Below are 14,053 nucleotides of genomic sequence, written 5' to 3' on the forward strand. Positions count from 1 at the left end.
CCGAAGACGCGATGACGCTCGCGTAGACCCGGTGGAGCTGCTAGCGGGTCCGGCCAACGAGGGAGTCTCAACATGCTGCACCGGCCTGCGATCATTGACGAACTCAAGACTATTCTGTCGGATTGGGTTGCCGGTCTGACGTCGCCGAAGCCGCTCGCCGCCTATCTCTTCGGCAGCACCGTCAACGAGGACGGCGTCCGGTTCGATCCAACCAGCGGGGACCTCGACGTCGTGCTGGTGCTGGACTGGGAAAACCTCCCCCAGGTCGACCGGGTGGAACAGCTACGGGCACTTGCCGCCGCGAAGGCGCAGCTGGAGAGCCGACTGTTCTGCGTGTTGCATCGGGAGAAGGGGTCGGACCAGATCGTGAGCCTGATTCCCCTCACGCGCTTTGAGATCGAGCAAGGAGCCCACAAGGACAACATCAGGCACATAATGACGGGGGCGCTCGCCTACGACCTCGTGGCCAAGAAGTATGTCCCAACCCTCGCGGGTGGTCAGACGACCGTTCCACTCTCGGACGTGCATCGACCGACGCTCGCGTTCGTCCAGAAGAAACGGGCCGAGGCCGTCTCGATCAGGCCGAATGGCACCGGGGGCCTCAAGACGGAGGCGCACGGCGACGACCCGGTGCCCAAGGAACTGAGCCGGCACCTGGCGGCCGCCACCTATGACGCTGCCAAGGACAGCGACCCCTCGGACGTGGTTCGCGGACTGCGCAGGGTCAGCGAGTTCGCCAACGGCGCCGCCGATTGGAGCCCGATGACTACCGCGTTCGCGAGCTGGCTCGAGGTCCGGCAGGGCGCCCGCGGAAGGGTCGACAAGGTCATTACTGCAGACCACTACCTGCTGCTGGTAGAGACGATCTTCGACCGCGTGCGCGCGCAATACCCATCGGATGCGACAGTCCGCTTCACCGGGCATGCCACGGCCCCAGTCCGCCCGCCGGCTCCGCCGTCGCTGCCCAAGCAGGGCCGGCTTACATCGAGCTTCACGGTTACTCTGGCCGACAAGCTCGGGGGATCGCCATCCGACCATTTTCGCGCCATCCGCGCGGCCCGGTCGAACATGAAGGCAAGGCTGCCCGATCCCTTCGCGCTCACCTTCGACGAGGACCCCGACGCTGTCGGGCTCATCGATCTGGACGAGGCCGCGCTGAGCGACGACGACCATCGGCGGATGGTAGAGGCGGTCGATCGTCGCACGCTCGTGATGGCTCGCCAATCGAGATGGCAGGACGGCATCAACCTCATACTCTATTACGGCGGGACGCTCTTCGTGGGCGGCGACCACGTCGTCGAGGAGTGCTGCGCCATCGCGATCGCGAACTGGATCTCGGTCGCAGCAACGAACGCCGTCAACCCGGGCGGCGCGTTCGAGGCCACGCACCGTGATTTCTATCCCTCGCACGGCTTTGTCGTGAGGTTTCCCGGCGCGGGGTCTTTTCAGGACGCACTCGTCGGTGGACTTCCACTCGACGCGCTCGACCCAAAGCAGCTGGCGGGCGGCTTCGCGCCCAACCTCGTCTCGGTGTATCTCCACCGGCGAGCGTCGGATTCCCATGGGTTTCTCGCAGGGAACGAAGCCCGGGTCTTCGACGTCAGGGAGTGGGAATACGGCGTCATATGAGCGATGCGGTGCCGGAATTGGTTACGGCTGAACAGGCTGCGGAGCCATACACCGTCCGCTTGCTCATCGACAGCGACGTCTGGCTCAACCTGGCGAAGGACCATCGGCAGCGACCCACGATCAGCGCCCTGGAGGAGCTCACGAAGGCGGGGGTCATCAAGCTGATCGTCCCGCAGCAGGTGATCGACGAGTTCGGCCGCAACAAGGAGCGGGTGATCCGGGAAAGCGGGCGGAGTCTCGCCAGCACGATTAGACGGGCGAAGGATGCCGTGAAGCTGTTCGGCGAAGGGGATGGGCGGGATCAGGCCCTGGCCCACCTCAGCGACGTCGACCACCGCATCACCTCGCTTGGAGAGGCCGCGAACGACGCGATCGCAAGGATCGAGGCGCTGTTCGCGGGCGGAGAGACCACGGCGACCGACGACACGACACTGCTCGCGGCGGCGCAGCGCGCGATCGACAGGCGGGCGCCATTCCATCACCAGAAGAACAGCATTGGCGACGCGATCCTGATCGAGCTATACGCGCGGGCGCTGTTCGAGGACGAGGGGGACGACCTGTTCGCGTTCGTCACGCACAACAAGCACGACTTCAGCGCGATGGGTGTTGACGAGCGCGAACCGCACCCCGACATCGCCGCGCTCTTCAGCCCCGACCGCTCGCTCTACTCGCTCAACCTCAACGCACTGCTGAATGAGGTCGCGCCTGACTGGCTGGACGAACTGCAGGCCGAGTCCGAATTCGAGGAGGAACCGCGCCGCCTCTCGGAGATCCTCAAGGCACTCGAATTGCTGTGGCGGCAGATCTGGTATAATCGGCACTGGAACCTGCGGATCGCCATAGAGGAGGGCAGGCACAGGGTCGTGCCGGAGGCCGAATACTCGCGGAATCCCTACCAGCCGGACGAGACGCTCGACACTGTCTGGGCGCAGGCGCTCGGCGCCGCCAAGCGGACCGAGGACGAGGTTGGCCTCGACAAGCTCGGCCCGTGGACGGACTTCGAGTGGGGTATGCTCAACGGCAAGATGAGCGCCCTGCGCTGGGTGCTCGGTGACGAGTGGGACATGCCCGACACCTGACGGACGGCGGAGGCGCGCGATGAAAGGATGCCCGCCGGGGGCGATCTGGCCGGCCGAGCACGAGGAGTCGGTGCAGATCCGCGAGGTTTACTCGCGCTACGGCCTCGCCATGTATCAGGCGCAGGTCCTCGAGCACGGGACGGTCAACGCGCTCATCGTTGCACGGATGCTGCCGACCATGCTCGAACACCCAGACAGGTCAGCGTGGGAGGATGCCTTCGACCGCGTCTACGATGCCGAGCTCGCGAAGATCCATGTCTCAACCAAGGAGACAGTTACAGAATTAGGAACGCGGTCTGACCTGGCATCGCAGAACGATGGCCCTCTTCCAGCTCAAATCCGCACGCCAGACATTTACAGCCCTTGGAAAATCGATGGCCCGCGAAGTGGGAGCGAGGCATAGGTTCGACACGATCAAGGAAGGAACGGGTGGAATGAAAGACGACCGGTTGCGAGTACCCACCGACGACGCCTATCTCCATTCCGTCGGATTGGCGATGATCTGCTTCGCGCGGCTGGAATGGAATGCCGTATGGTGCTGCGAGAAGATCACCAGCGGCTACCTTCAAACCGTGGGAAGGAAGACGGCCGGCCAGATCGCAGCCGATCTCGTGACGCTGGCCAGCGCACATCCCAATGCCGCCGTCGTCGCGAGCCTCGCGGGACCCGCTGCCGAATTCAAACGACTCGTCGTCAGGCGGAACGACCTCATGCACGCCAATCCTGCTACCTCCCCCAACGGCGACCAGCGTCTCTTCCGGCGCAGCGTGGAATGGACGATCGCCGACATCGACGATCTGGCGGACGAGTTCGTCGCGGCGGCCGGTCCGCTCAACCATCATCTCCATCATCTGCTGTAAGAGACCGCTTTGAACGACATCGCCGCCGACATGCCACCGCCCCGACTCTTCAAATATCGCAGCTTCGATAGGGGGCGGCCAGACGGCGAAGCCTATCAATGGGATCGCTCGATCATCATCGGCTGCTCCCTCTGGGCGGGATCGCCGCTATCATTCAACGATCCGTTCGACTGCTTCCCCGTGATCGACTTCGCCGGAACGCAGGCCGAGAAGGAAGCCTGGGCTGCGGGGCTTCAAGCGCCAGCCTGTATGTCGATCCAGACTATCGTCGGGATGATGGACAATGCACTAGGCAACCCCGACACGCGCGCGCAGATGTCCGGATGGCATGAGAATGTCGAAGCCCTTGGGGTGCTCAGTCTGACGGAACGCCCCGATGATATGCTCATGTGGGCGCATTACGCCAATAGCCACCGCGGCTACTGCCTGGAACTCGACGCAACGATCCAGCCACTCTCTCTCGCATATCGCGTCCACTACGCTGCGCAGCGTCCCGCGTTTAGGCTTTTCGACCCCGACCGGGTGGACATCATCAAGCGCACGCTGCTCCACAAGGCCGATTTCTGGCAGCATGAACGGGAATGGAGAATCGTCCGTCCGGTCAACATGGGGGCTATCGACTTTCCCCCACACGCGCTCAAGTCCATCATTCTGGGTACGAGTATAAGGAAGGAAGACGAGGAAAGCCTGCGGGCCATCGTCGCCGAGAGAGAGGTGCCGGTCGCCTTCCACCGGGCGAGGCTCAATGACGTCAACTACCGGGTGGAGATCGTCGATGCCTAATGATGTCGCCGTGCAGGGGCCCAACCCCGCTTTGGGTGCGACATCGTAGGTGAGAAGATCGACTTCTGGCCTGCAATCCAGCAGTGGCGAAAGCAGAGTCACCAAATCCGACACTTCGGCTGTCGAGAAGAGATGGCCTTTGGCGTCGAGCGGTGCCCTTAGGCCGACATGGACGCAGCCATTGAGTTCGGCGGTCTTCACGCTCGCGGTAGAGGTAGCCAGCGTCTCTGGTGTTATGAAGGCTTCGGAAAAGGTGATGAGATCGAATTTGCGAGGACCATTTGGCGCCAGGGGCTGGGTAGGGCCGGCCATGACAAGCGGTGCCCGGCTGACAATGTCCGTTATGACCGAGGTTGAAGATGGTGGCTGCCGTTCGGCATTATGGCTATCGGGCTCGACGAACGCGGATCCGAAGCGGAGCATCCTTGCGCAGGCTCGGCCCGACGAGATGCGCGCCTATCTGACCCTGTTCACTCGACATCATCTCCACCCTCGGCCGGCATGCTCTAGCCGGAGGCCTTCGTTGCCGCAACGGCACTTGGATTTGAAATCATAGCCATCATCGATCTAACCGAGCGCTCGATCCGAGAATCTGCTATCTCGAACCTGCCCAAGTCGGGCTCGCCTGACGAGCTCCAAATCAGGAACGTTCGATTGTCGTCGGCGAAGCCGCTGTGCAGGCCGCATACCATCAGGCGCTCATGGTCCGTCAACCCAAGCAGCTTCACAACTGATCGGCAGCTATCGCGATTTGGTTCGACGGATCATGAACTTGATCTGGGTTGCAAAGGTGATACGCCTAGCATTTGCGGGCAAGGAAGTGAACGGACGCGTCTTGGGACCGGGAAGGGCGAGAAGCAATATGAGTGAGCTACCCCGCGATCCGGGTGATGAAGTTCAACGGCGCTTTCGATACCAGATCAACTATGCGGCGCTGAAAGCGCTACAAATGCTTGCTCCCGGCTCGTCGGTCCGCAGTGTCTATTGTGAGCATCTGGAGGATGTTCTTGTCGAAGGCGCAAACGGCCTCTTCACGGGCATTCAGGTCAAGACGCGCGAGCTCGATCAGCCGCAATTTCGCCTTTCGGACAAGTCGGTATCCGGTGCTCTCAAGCGTTTCTGTGTCCGCGACGCGCGCTATCCCGGGCAATTCGAGCGCTTCGTCCTCGCAACCAACTTTGTATTTCACGACAACGAAACCGGCGACGATGTCGGAACGGTTCTGAATTGCTGCCGTAACAATCCAGGGCTGGACGGGCTTAGCCCGCGTCACAAAGTGCGCAGATGCCTTGCCGAATTCGCGGAAAGCACGGCGATGGCACAGGAGAATGTCATCGCGGCACTCGGCAAGGTCCGTTTGGAGGAGCGCAAGACGGGCATCGATCAGCCCGAACAAGACCTTGTGCGGGCGCTTGGCGAGATCGAGACGCTGGGTAATCAGTCGGTCTTCGAACTCTACCGCATGGCTGATGCGATCCGCGCGCATATCTGGAATGTCAGCTCGCTCGCGCTGGAAGGCTATGTCCTGGAAACGCACGCGGTCGTCGAAGATTTTGCCGGGCATGTGGAATCTCTTCGCACCCGGAGGAAGCGTCTTGACCGGGAACTGATGGCTAGGCTGACGACGCCTGCGGCCGCAGATCACCGGGAACTGCTCAGCATCCGTGAGTTCATCGCCCGCGAGAATATCCCGCCCGGTCTGGGCCGGATGGAATTGAAGATGGCGGCCGGCGGCATTGGCTATGCCGATGTGGAGCAGATGAAGGACGATGTCGCCTCGCTTGAGCGAGCGTTCTTGGGCTGGAAGGAAAAGTTTGGATTGACCGAGGCCAACCGCCGGCTCGCCCATTTCCAGTATCTCGCCAACCGCGCTGCGCGAGAGGCTGAAGCCCAGACATCTACCGGGTCGAGCGCTTATGGCCAGGCGATGCTCACTGATCTGCGAGGACGTACGCAGGTGACGGCTGCGGGCGAGCGCGACAGCCTGTTCGGTTGCCGGTCGGAACATCTTGTCGGCACGGCGGGGCTGCTGTCCGAGGAATGCAAGGTGTGGTGGAGCGCCGATCGCGACCTCTCGCCGGCGGCGCCGGACGCGTGAGCACCCTCCCTGAAATCGTCAATCATCTCGAAGGGGATGACTCTCTTCACCTGGGTCGCCTGCTGGTGCTAATCGACGCCTTTGCGGGCAAGGCGGGCGATCAGAAGGTCGAGGGCCTGACGAAGCTCGCCAAGCTGGATTTTTTGCTGCGTTACCCGGCGTTTCTCGAACGCGCGATCCGGGTGCGGGGTAGCGACGCGTCCCAAGTCAGGGTCGAAGAGTTCGAGCGCAACTCGATCGAGGCGCGGATGGTTCGTTTCAGATATGGTCCCTGGGACCATCGCTACCGACGTTTCCTCAACACGTTGGCAGGTCGAGGCCTTATCCATGTTCACACAGCGGGACGCACGGTCATCATCGGCCAGACCGAGCGCGGGCGCGTCGCCGCGCAGGCTCTGAAGGCCGAACCGGAATATGCCGGCATTCGTCAGCGTGCCGTTCTGCTCAAGCGACACCTGAACCTGACCGCTACGACATTGATGGACTTCATCTACGAGAATTTCCCGGAAGTGGCTTCCCTGCGCATGGGCGAGACGATCGACTAATGAAAATACGACTTCAAACGCTCAAGCTGTTGTGCCGCCACAGCGAAGAGGTCCTGACCTTCTCGCGCAACATCACCTTCATCCATGGCACCCTCAGCCTCGGTAAGTCCACGGTCGTACGCCTGATTGATTTCTGCCTCGGCGGGAGTCTCGAGATGACGACCGCCATCCAGCGGGAGTTTCTGGCTGCCGCTTTGACGCTGAAGGTGCGTGATCTCGATGTGCTGATCGAGCGAAGCAGGGGAGAAGGTTTCGTCCGGGTCTCATGGATGGATCCGGAAGACGGCCCGGTCAGCCTGCAGGTTCGGGCGAAAGGTGACGGCCCGGTCGTATTCGGGACCGATGTCGTCAACCTAAGCGACCTGCTCTTCCGGCTCCTTGGCTATCCAATCATCCGGGTGCGCAAGCGCACGGGGGACGAGGACTCACCCATGGTGCGGCTGAGTTTCCGTGACCTTTTCAAATTCTGCTATCTCGAACAGGAGGAGCTGGACTCTTCCTTCTTCCGGCTGAACACACCGGTACTGGCGGAGAAGAGCAAGGACAGCCTGAACTTTTTCACCGGCTACTATAGTGAGGTGCTCAGCACCTTGCAGATCCAGTATGACCAAACGCGTTCGGAGCAGCGCGCAAAGCGGGACGCAGCCGAGCGGATCCGGGAATTCCTGCGCGAGTTTGATTTCGCCTCGGAAGGACAAATCGGAACCGAGCTTGAACAGGTGCGCGCCCGTACCGAGGAGCTGCGCCGCCTTCTCGGCGACGACAATGCGGCCTATTTGAGCGACACCCATTTCGTGGACGAGCAGCGAGTGCTGCTGCGGCAGATGTCGGATAGGTTGGAGCGCGAGCGCGGGACGCTGGAGGATCTGGATTTCCGGCTCAATGAGCAGCGCGAACTTCGGTCGGAACTGTTGTCGATGAAGTTCAAGGTCGCGAGGGCCGACCGTGCCCGTGTGGTTCTGGCCGGGAGCGCCTTCGAGAATTGCCCCCAATGCGGCCAGCCGGTGAGCACGCACCGATCGCATGGTGATGATTGCTATTTGTGCCTGCAGCCGCTGCGTCCTGACGAAAACGCGATTACGCCCGCATCGATCAACAGTGATCTCGATGCACGGCTGGCGGACATTGAGGCGTCACTTCGCCGACATGCCATCGCGAAAAAGCGGCAGGAAACGCGCATTTCGGCCGTACTTGCGGACAAGAACCTGCTCGACCGGCGCGTGGCTGACCTCCTTGCGACCTATGAGTCGGATCGGCTCGCCCGTACGCGCGATGCACAGCGCGAGCTGGCCGAGCTTGACGAGCGCGCACGTTTCCTGGATCGCGTGAGCGCAATGCCGGATGCGGTCACGAAGATGATCGAGGATGCTGATGCGCTGTCTGCCGTTCTGGAGCGCCTCGCGCGCGAGATCGTCGCGGAGCAGCGCCGTTTGAGCAACGCGGATGCCAATTTCGCCGCTCTCGAAGACAATTTCCTCAAGGCGCTGGTCGCGACCCACGTCCCGGGCGTGAGTGCCAAGGATCAGGTCCATATCAACCGCCGCACGATGATCCCGGAGATATGGCCAGGGGGAGACGAGGCAGCGGCGTACAGCTTCTACACTGCGGGCAGCGGCGGCAAGAAGACACTGCTGACGATATGCTTCGCGCTCGCGCTTCACCGCACTGCGGCTGAGCGTGACCTACCTGTGCCCACGCTGCTCATGATAGACACACCGCTCAAGAACATCACGCCCGACATCAATCCCGAACTCGTCCAGGCGTTTTACCGATATCTGTACGAGGCGGCGGAGAGCGACCTGTCCGATCATCAGGTGATCATCGTTGACCAACTCCTGGTTGAGCCGCCGAAGGACAGCACGCTGGAGTTCACCGATCGCCTGATGACAGAAGACGATCCCGATAATCCTCCCCTGATCTCCTACTACCACGGCCCGTGATTGTCTGGAGTAGCCGATCGGGTTTCGTCCACTCGGCTGCTCCAGGTTTTTGGTTTGCCCACTTTCCGAGGTAGCAGACGATTCCATCGGCCTGGAAGACGCTCCATAACCCGGTCAAGCGTTGTCGTCATGGCCAAAGGCAAAGCCGGTCTTGCGATGATCAACCTGCAGACATGACGCTTCCGGGTGAACGCGGCTGGTAACCTGCCGATCTTTGCGGAGTGAAGCATCGCGCCGTCAGCGGCCCACAGCCGAGCGGTCCTGGCCGGAGCGAAGTGATGATAAAACCCGTTCACCGCCTCTGCGGACATCCGTCCCGGACGTCCGGTCCTTCCTGTGCGTCTTGCACCGGCCCATCCTCGTCTGTGATCGTCCGTTCAGCCCTTCAGGCCGCCGCGAAAGGTCCCATGATGATCGACATCGAAATTCCATCCATCCCGGACTGAAATCCTAGGAAGGGTAAAGGCGCGTCAAGACACCGTTAGAGGGTCGCGTCTGTGAGCTTTCCAGCGACGGCGACGACCTCGGGCGAATAGGGCGACGTCGCCGCGGTCTGGTCGATGGCGGTCACCATCGCTGCGACCGCGTTCGCGATTTTGCGGAGCTGGTGAGCACGAAAGTCGCGCCGGTCGGGTTGCTCGAAATCGATATCGTCGAGACTGGTCGCAAAGACCTGGAACCAGAGATGCTCGGACTTGGCGATCAGGTCGGAGAAGGCGGCAAAGCCGATGATGCGGAATTTTCGCGGCGAATCGCGATCCCTGTCGATCATGGCGTCACCAATGGCGTCCTGCCATTCGCGGTAAATCAGCGCTTCACGATAGGCGAGGCTCTCCATGACCTTGTCGGTCGAGCGGCTGGCGGCGTCCTGCGCGACGCGTTTCATGCCCAGTTCTTTCGAGACGAACTTCGCGAGTTCGATAACGACCCATTCCTGCCCGCAGTTCTTTTTTGCCAGCATCGTCTTCAGGTCGCTATTCTGATGCGCGATCAGCGCATGGAGCTTGACCTCGACCCGGATCGCGACTTTCGCGAGGGTCTCCTCAGGGATCTGGGTGATGTCGATCGACCAGATCTGGCATAGCTGGACGAGGCGGTCGCGCTCGACGTCAGGGCCATCGGCCAGGGCGCTGCGAAAGACGGCGATCTGCGTCGCGATCGGCGGAACATAGCCCGGATTGTGGGCCGCGAGCGCGCTCAGTTCCAGATCCATGCCCCTTATCCATCCGATGAGGCTAGCGATCCGGTAGAGGGTACTGAGGCGCTTATAGGCATTGAAATTGGCGGGAAGCGTGGAAAGCTTGAGAAATGCGTTGCGGTCGTCGAGGAAGATTTCCTTGTTTCGCCACATCAGCCTAGCGCAGGCGTCTGCGAGCGGCCCCAGATAGCGTTGAAAGATCTCCGCATCGGAAAGCTTTTCCGCCCGGCGGGATTTGGCCCATTCGAGCAGACCGTCCTTGATCAGCATGACAGTGAGCGCGCTGCCTGCGCCGATCAGCGCGGAAAGGGATGTCGCGTTCCACAGGGGGACGGCTGCGGCCGCCGGCGCCGGGGCGACGACCGGAGGAGGAGCGAGGGTTACGGCATGAGCGGCGGTATTCGCGGCCGTCGAGGCTAACAGGAAGAGGTCCATCGCGATGGTGCGGTCCTAGTGTGCAAGGCTGTGGTGAGGGGAGACAATGCTGAATGCTGGCGGCGGGGCAGATGGTCAGGTGCGTGGCTGCTACCCTGCCCTAAGGCTGAAATGGTCGGTCCGAAGCGTGGTCATTCAGAAGCGCGAAGCCGAAAAGCCTATGGGCCGCGTGACGTCGCCCCCTCTTCGCTTCGACGCGGCAGGCAGGCGGCTAGGACCGATTGCTGGGGGCAGGATCGGTCTTCCACGATGGTTCTCATGCATCGTTTGCCTCCGCATCGGCAGCACGATTGTCAGCAGGATTGGCAGCCGTGGTCTTTTTCGCATCGATATCGAACCCCTCGACGGTGAGACCGACGATCATGTTGATGAAGGCCTTCGCCTCCGCGATTGTCGCTTCGGCCTCCTCGGTGCTGCTGAACGAGCCCTGATGGACGACGGCGTTGCGAACCGCGTTGATCTTCTCGGCAGAGGCGATGAGCGCTCTCGCAACACGGCTGGTTTTTGGGGTTGCGAAATAGATCGGAACGAACAGCCGCTGGACTTTGAGCGGCAGGCCGTTCGCCCATCGGAGGAACTGGTCGACGATCGCGGCATCGAACTGGGTCTTGATCGCCCATTCGGTCCGCACCGCATAATTGGCGGCGATCTCCGCGGCGGTCGCGCAGCGCACGATGGCAGCCGAAGGTTCGTCGCGCCCATGCAGGCCCGAGAGCTTGGTCCATTGCGACTGGAGTTTTTCAAGATCAGACCGCTCATTATAGGGCTTTTTCGAAGCCTCCCGATGCGCGTTGCCGCCCGCTTTATTCACAAAATCCCCCTGAGCCGACTATTCGCCTTCCGCACTACATCATATTTTTCTTCTGACCGCGAGGCTGTGATGGCTTGCAAGGCGCTGCCAGTCCGCCATTTTCAGGTGGCAGGGTGGATTGCACGGGGAGATCTTGCGGATGGTGTCGAACAAGGATCAATTGCCGCGGGTCTTTCAGGCCAATCTCGACCGTTTCTTCGACCGCGTGATCCTGCCGGCGATGAATGGACTGCCCTTTCATGGTGTGCTGGAGACGGGACAAGCCGAGACGCTCGACCAGTTTCTCGACCGCGCCGCGGCGCAGGTCGACAATTATACCGGCAGTGAGGCCGCGAAGGCGTTCTGCCTGACCCTGGCGGGGCTATTCGAGCGCCAGCTAAGCATCTGGGCCCGGGCGCTTCAGGATGCGGGGGAAGCCGGGATGAGTGGTCTTCAGGGCTTCGAGAGTCTCCTCGCGCGTTGTGCGCGCCATGCACGCATCGATCTGGCGGCGGAGCCGCTGGGCGCGGATCTCACCGAATTGTTCGTGGTCGCCAATGTCGTAAGGCATGGAGAGGGGCGATCTTGCGACCGGCTTCGCGCCATCGCCCCTTCGCTCTGGGACGATATGGCAGAGGACTATTTCGATCTGCTGCCGGGCGCCCGCGTCGCAAGCGAGCATGTACGTATCGGGATGCCTGAGCTTCTCCGCTATATCCGCGCGGCGACCCGTTTCTGGGGTCTTGCCGACCCGCTCCCGATGGCCGTGACCAATCCGCCTTATGGAGCCGGTTGAGCCATGAGTGAAATGTTCGAGCCCGAGGACGATCGGGATGAGCCAGCCCCTTGTAAAGTTTCCGACATCGGCCGCAGCGATCTCTACGAGGCGCTCAAGAGCCTCGCCGGATTTGCGGCAAATCCGTATCTGCTGATGCAGGCGAGCCAGCTGTGTCATGTCGATAATTTGCTCAACGGTATGGAGGAACAGGTCCTGCAGCAAATGGCCGGAGACGAGCCGCCGCGTTCGACCATGGCGATGTTGCAGGCGCTGTCGCCGATGTGGATTTTCGCGGCTTATGAGCTGCTGCGGACGTGGCGCCAGCGTTGCGAGGAAGTGATCAAGCTGGCCGAAAATGGCGGATTCGACCAGAAGGCGACCCATCTCGAGCGGGAGCTGGGCTATCGGCATTATGATCGCGAACTGCGCGCGGAGCAGTTGCGCGACGCGCAGGAGCGGCCATCGCTGGTGGACGCGATGCGCGTCGATCTGCGCCGGACCGAGATGGGCTTCACGACCCTGGAGTTCATCCGGGTCGCGCTGGCGAAACATGAAGTCAGCAAGAAGGGCAACAAAAAGCCGATAGCCTTCGCACCGGGGCTTGCGCTGCCCAACCGCTATACCGGCTCGATGGATTATGAGATGAGCAATGGCGGATCGATCATCGGCTATGTGTCGCGCCGAGACATTGCCGAGGCGATCCGCTTCTTCCCCGAGGCGGAAAATCCGAGCGATGAGGATCTGGCGGATTTCCGGCAATATATGAGCCCGCCAGATGTCGAGCCGCCGGCGCCAGGCAATGGCCGCCCATGAGCAAGGCGTACGGGCCCGAACCCGGTCAACATAAGGCGTTCGATCTTCTGGCTTCGCTGGCGGCCTTCGCGCAGCACAACCGGATCGCGCTCACGGACCCAGAACTGATCGACCAGTTCGTTGCCGATGCGCGGACCAGGCTCGCGGCGGCGCTGTCGGACGCTGCGCTGATCCATGGATCGCGGACCGAGCAACTGTTCGAGGCGACGATGCTGACACTGGGCAAGTTCCGGATGTTCAAGACCGAGGACATCGGGCGCGTGCATGGCGCGGCGGCATCGCGGGCCCCGGATTTTCGGGTGGTGCTCGACGATGGCGAACAATGGCTGATCGAGGTCAAAAATGTGCGCAGCCAGAAGGCTTTCCGGCAGCGCACATCGATGACTGCGGCCTATTATGCGTCGCTTCAGGCTTATGCGCACATGGTGGGCGCACCGCTCAGGATTGCAATCTTCTGGTCGCTCTGGAACATCTGGACCGTGATTTCGCCCGAGCGGTTCCGCCGCCCGGACGGCGGCCTGCGTATCACCCTGCAGGAGGCTGTCATAGCGAACGAGTTCGGGCGGCTCGGCGAGGTGATCATCATGACGCGGCCGCCGCTGCGGCTAGTGCTGGACGCAGATGTGAAGATGCCTCGATCGCTGAGCGCGGAAGGATTCGCGCAATTCATCATCGGTGCGGCACGGATGTTCAGCGGAGAGACCGAACTGACGGAAGCGCGGGACCGCAGGCTAGCGCAGATCCTGTTTCTGTTTGGCGACTGGCAGATCTCCGAACCAATCGTGCGCATGAAACATGGCGAGATCAGCGGCGCCGAATTCGTCGCTGAGCCCGAAGAACCGCTGGAACAAGGATTTGACGGCATCGGCTGGGCCAGCCGTATTTTCAGTCGATACTATGCGCAGCAAACCATCGACGGCGATCAGGTGATCCAGCTCCACGGGGAGGCCGTGCCCGAATGGTTCGCCCCGCTTGCCGACTGGGACTTCAAGGGCAGCAAACTTCCCTTGTGGCTGGGGCATGTCGTATCAGGAGACGACGGGGGAGAGTCTAAGCCGGAGACCGATTGACTGGTCAATTCCCGAGGATGCCCGGGAGCACGATC

13 protein-coding genes are annotated in these 14,053 nt (G+C 61.7%); 11 read left to right on the forward strand and 2 right to left on the reverse strand.

What is annotated here, in order from left to right:
• The first annotated feature begins 72 nt into the window (after nucleotides 1-72).
• From FE851_RS21070 to FE851_RS21105, 8 genes are all read left to right on the forward strand, one after another.
• Nucleotides 73-1,629 (forward strand): hypothetical protein, encoded by a 1,557-nt coding sequence (locus FE851_RS21070; RefSeq protein WP_145206664.1) that lies wholly within the window; start codon nucleotides 73-75, stop codon nucleotides 1,627-1,629.
• Nucleotides 1,626-2,708, forward strand: a complete 1,083-nt coding sequence (locus FE851_RS21075; protein ID WP_145206665.1) for a PIN domain-containing protein — start codon at nucleotides 1,626-1,628, stop codon at nucleotides 2,706-2,708. Before FE851_RS21070 ends, FE851_RS21075 begins: the two co-directional genes overlap by 4 nt.
• A gap of 19 nt (nucleotides 2,709-2,727) precedes the next feature.
• Nucleotides 2,728-3,111, forward strand: a complete 384-nt coding sequence (locus FE851_RS21080; protein ID WP_145206666.1) for a hypothetical protein — start codon at nucleotides 2,728-2,730, stop codon at nucleotides 3,109-3,111.
• A gap of 31 nt (nucleotides 3,112-3,142) precedes the next feature.
• Nucleotides 3,143-3,568 carry a hypothetical protein gene (locus FE851_RS21085; RefSeq protein WP_145206667.1) on the forward strand — a complete coding sequence of 142 codons (426 nt, stop codon included), beginning with the start codon at nucleotides 3,143-3,145 and terminating at the stop codon, nucleotides 3,566-3,568.
• Nucleotides 3,569-3,577: 9 nt separating this feature from the next.
• A complete protein-coding gene (locus FE851_RS21090; RefSeq protein ID WP_145206668.1) occupies nucleotides 3,578-4,351 on the forward strand; it encodes a DUF2971 domain-containing protein in 774 nt (257 codons plus the stop codon).
• 862 nt (nucleotides 4,352-5,213) lie between these two features.
• Entirely contained in the window at nucleotides 5,214-6,449 is a 1,236-nt protein-coding gene (locus FE851_RS21095) for a dsDNA nuclease domain-containing protein (RefSeq protein ID WP_186378954.1), read from the forward strand.
• Nucleotides 6,446-6,994 carry a hypothetical protein gene (locus FE851_RS21100; RefSeq protein WP_145206670.1) on the forward strand — a complete coding sequence of 183 codons (549 nt, stop codon included), beginning with the start codon at nucleotides 6,446-6,448 and terminating at the stop codon, nucleotides 6,992-6,994. Before FE851_RS21095 ends, FE851_RS21100 begins: the two co-directional genes overlap by 4 nt.
• Nucleotides 6,994-8,934, forward strand: a complete 1,941-nt coding sequence (locus FE851_RS21105; protein ID WP_145206671.1) for a hypothetical protein — start codon at nucleotides 6,994-6,996, stop codon at nucleotides 8,932-8,934. The genes FE851_RS21100 and FE851_RS21105 overlap by 1 nt, the downstream gene beginning before the upstream one ends.
• A gap of 481 nt (nucleotides 8,935-9,415) precedes the next feature.
• On the opposite strand, the gene FE851_RS21110 is transcribed toward FE851_RS21105, so the two are convergent.
• Together FE851_RS21110 and FE851_RS21115 are read right to left on the reverse strand one after the other, a co-directional pair.
• The gene (locus FE851_RS21110) at nucleotides 9,416-10,567 is read right to left on the reverse strand and encodes a hypothetical protein (protein ID WP_145206672.1); all 1,152 of its coding nucleotides are present in this window, start codon (nucleotides 10,565-10,567) and stop codon (nucleotides 9,416-9,418) included.
• Between the two features lie 256 nt (nucleotides 10,568-10,823).
• Nucleotides 10,824-11,378, reverse strand: a complete 555-nt coding sequence (locus FE851_RS21115; protein WP_261371144.1) for a hypothetical protein — start codon at nucleotides 11,376-11,378, stop codon at nucleotides 10,824-10,826.
• 139 nt (nucleotides 11,379-11,517) lie between these two features.
• On the opposite strand from FE851_RS21115, the gene FE851_RS21120 reads away from it, so the two are divergent.
• The 3 genes from FE851_RS21120 to FE851_RS21130 are packed head-to-tail and all read left to right on the forward strand — an operon-like array spanning nucleotide 11,518 to nucleotide 14,018.
• The gene (locus tag FE851_RS21120) at nucleotides 11,518-12,153 is read left to right on the forward strand and encodes a hypothetical protein (protein WP_145206673.1); all 636 of its coding nucleotides are present in this window, start codon (nucleotides 11,518-11,520) and stop codon (nucleotides 12,151-12,153) included.
• A gap of 3 nt (nucleotides 12,154-12,156) precedes the next feature.
• Nucleotides 12,157-12,948, forward strand: coding sequence for a hypothetical protein (locus tag FE851_RS21125; protein WP_145206674.1), 792 nt, complete (start codon nucleotides 12,157-12,159; stop codon nucleotides 12,946-12,948).
• Nucleotides 12,945-14,018 carry a hypothetical protein gene (locus FE851_RS21130; protein WP_145206675.1) on the forward strand — a complete coding sequence of 358 codons (1,074 nt, stop codon included), beginning with the start codon at nucleotides 12,945-12,947 and terminating at the stop codon, nucleotides 14,016-14,018. Before FE851_RS21125 ends, FE851_RS21130 begins: the two co-directional genes overlap by 4 nt.
• Nucleotides 14,019-14,053 lie beyond the last annotated feature (35 nt).

Source organism: Sphingobium sp. B2 (genome assembly GCF_007693735.1).
Lineage (GTDB): Bacteria > Pseudomonadota > Alphaproteobacteria > Sphingomonadales > Sphingomonadaceae > Sphingobium > Sphingobium xenophagum.

Bases quoted from the DNA above. Each gene is read 5' to 3' on its own strand.
- FE851_RS21125 (WP_145206674.1), top strand. From the start codon at position 12,157: ATGAGTGAAATGTTCGAGCCCGAGGACGATCGGGATGAGCCAGCCCCT.
- FE851_RS21105 (WP_145206671.1), top strand. From the start codon at position 6,994: ATGAAAATACGACTTCAAACGCTCAAGCTGTTGTGCCGCCACAGCGAA.
- FE851_RS21085 (WP_145206667.1), top strand. From the start codon at position 3,143: ATGAAAGACGACCGGTTGCGAGTACCCACCGACGACGCCTATCTCCAT.
- FE851_RS21110 (WP_145206672.1), bottom strand. From the start codon at position 10,567: ATGGACCTCTTCCTGTTAGCCTCGACGGCCGCGAATACCGCCGCTCAT.
- FE851_RS21080 (WP_145206666.1), top strand. From the start codon at position 2,728: ATGAAAGGATGCCCGCCGGGGGCGATCTGGCCGGCCGAGCACGAGGAG.
- FE851_RS21130 (WP_145206675.1), top strand. From the start codon at position 12,945: ATGAGCAAGGCGTACGGGCCCGAACCCGGTCAACATAAGGCGTTCGAT.
- FE851_RS21070 (WP_145206664.1), top strand. From the start codon at position 73: ATGCTGCACCGGCCTGCGATCATTGACGAACTCAAGACTATTCTGTCG.
- FE851_RS21075 (WP_145206665.1), top strand. From the start codon at position 1,626: ATGAGCGATGCGGTGCCGGAATTGGTTACGGCTGAACAGGCTGCGGAG.
- FE851_RS21095 (WP_186378954.1), top strand. From the start codon at position 5,214: ATGAGTGAGCTACCCCGCGATCCGGGTGATGAAGTTCAACGGCGCTTT.
- FE851_RS21120 (WP_145206673.1), top strand. From the start codon at position 11,518: ATGGTGTCGAACAAGGATCAATTGCCGCGGGTCTTTCAGGCCAATCTC.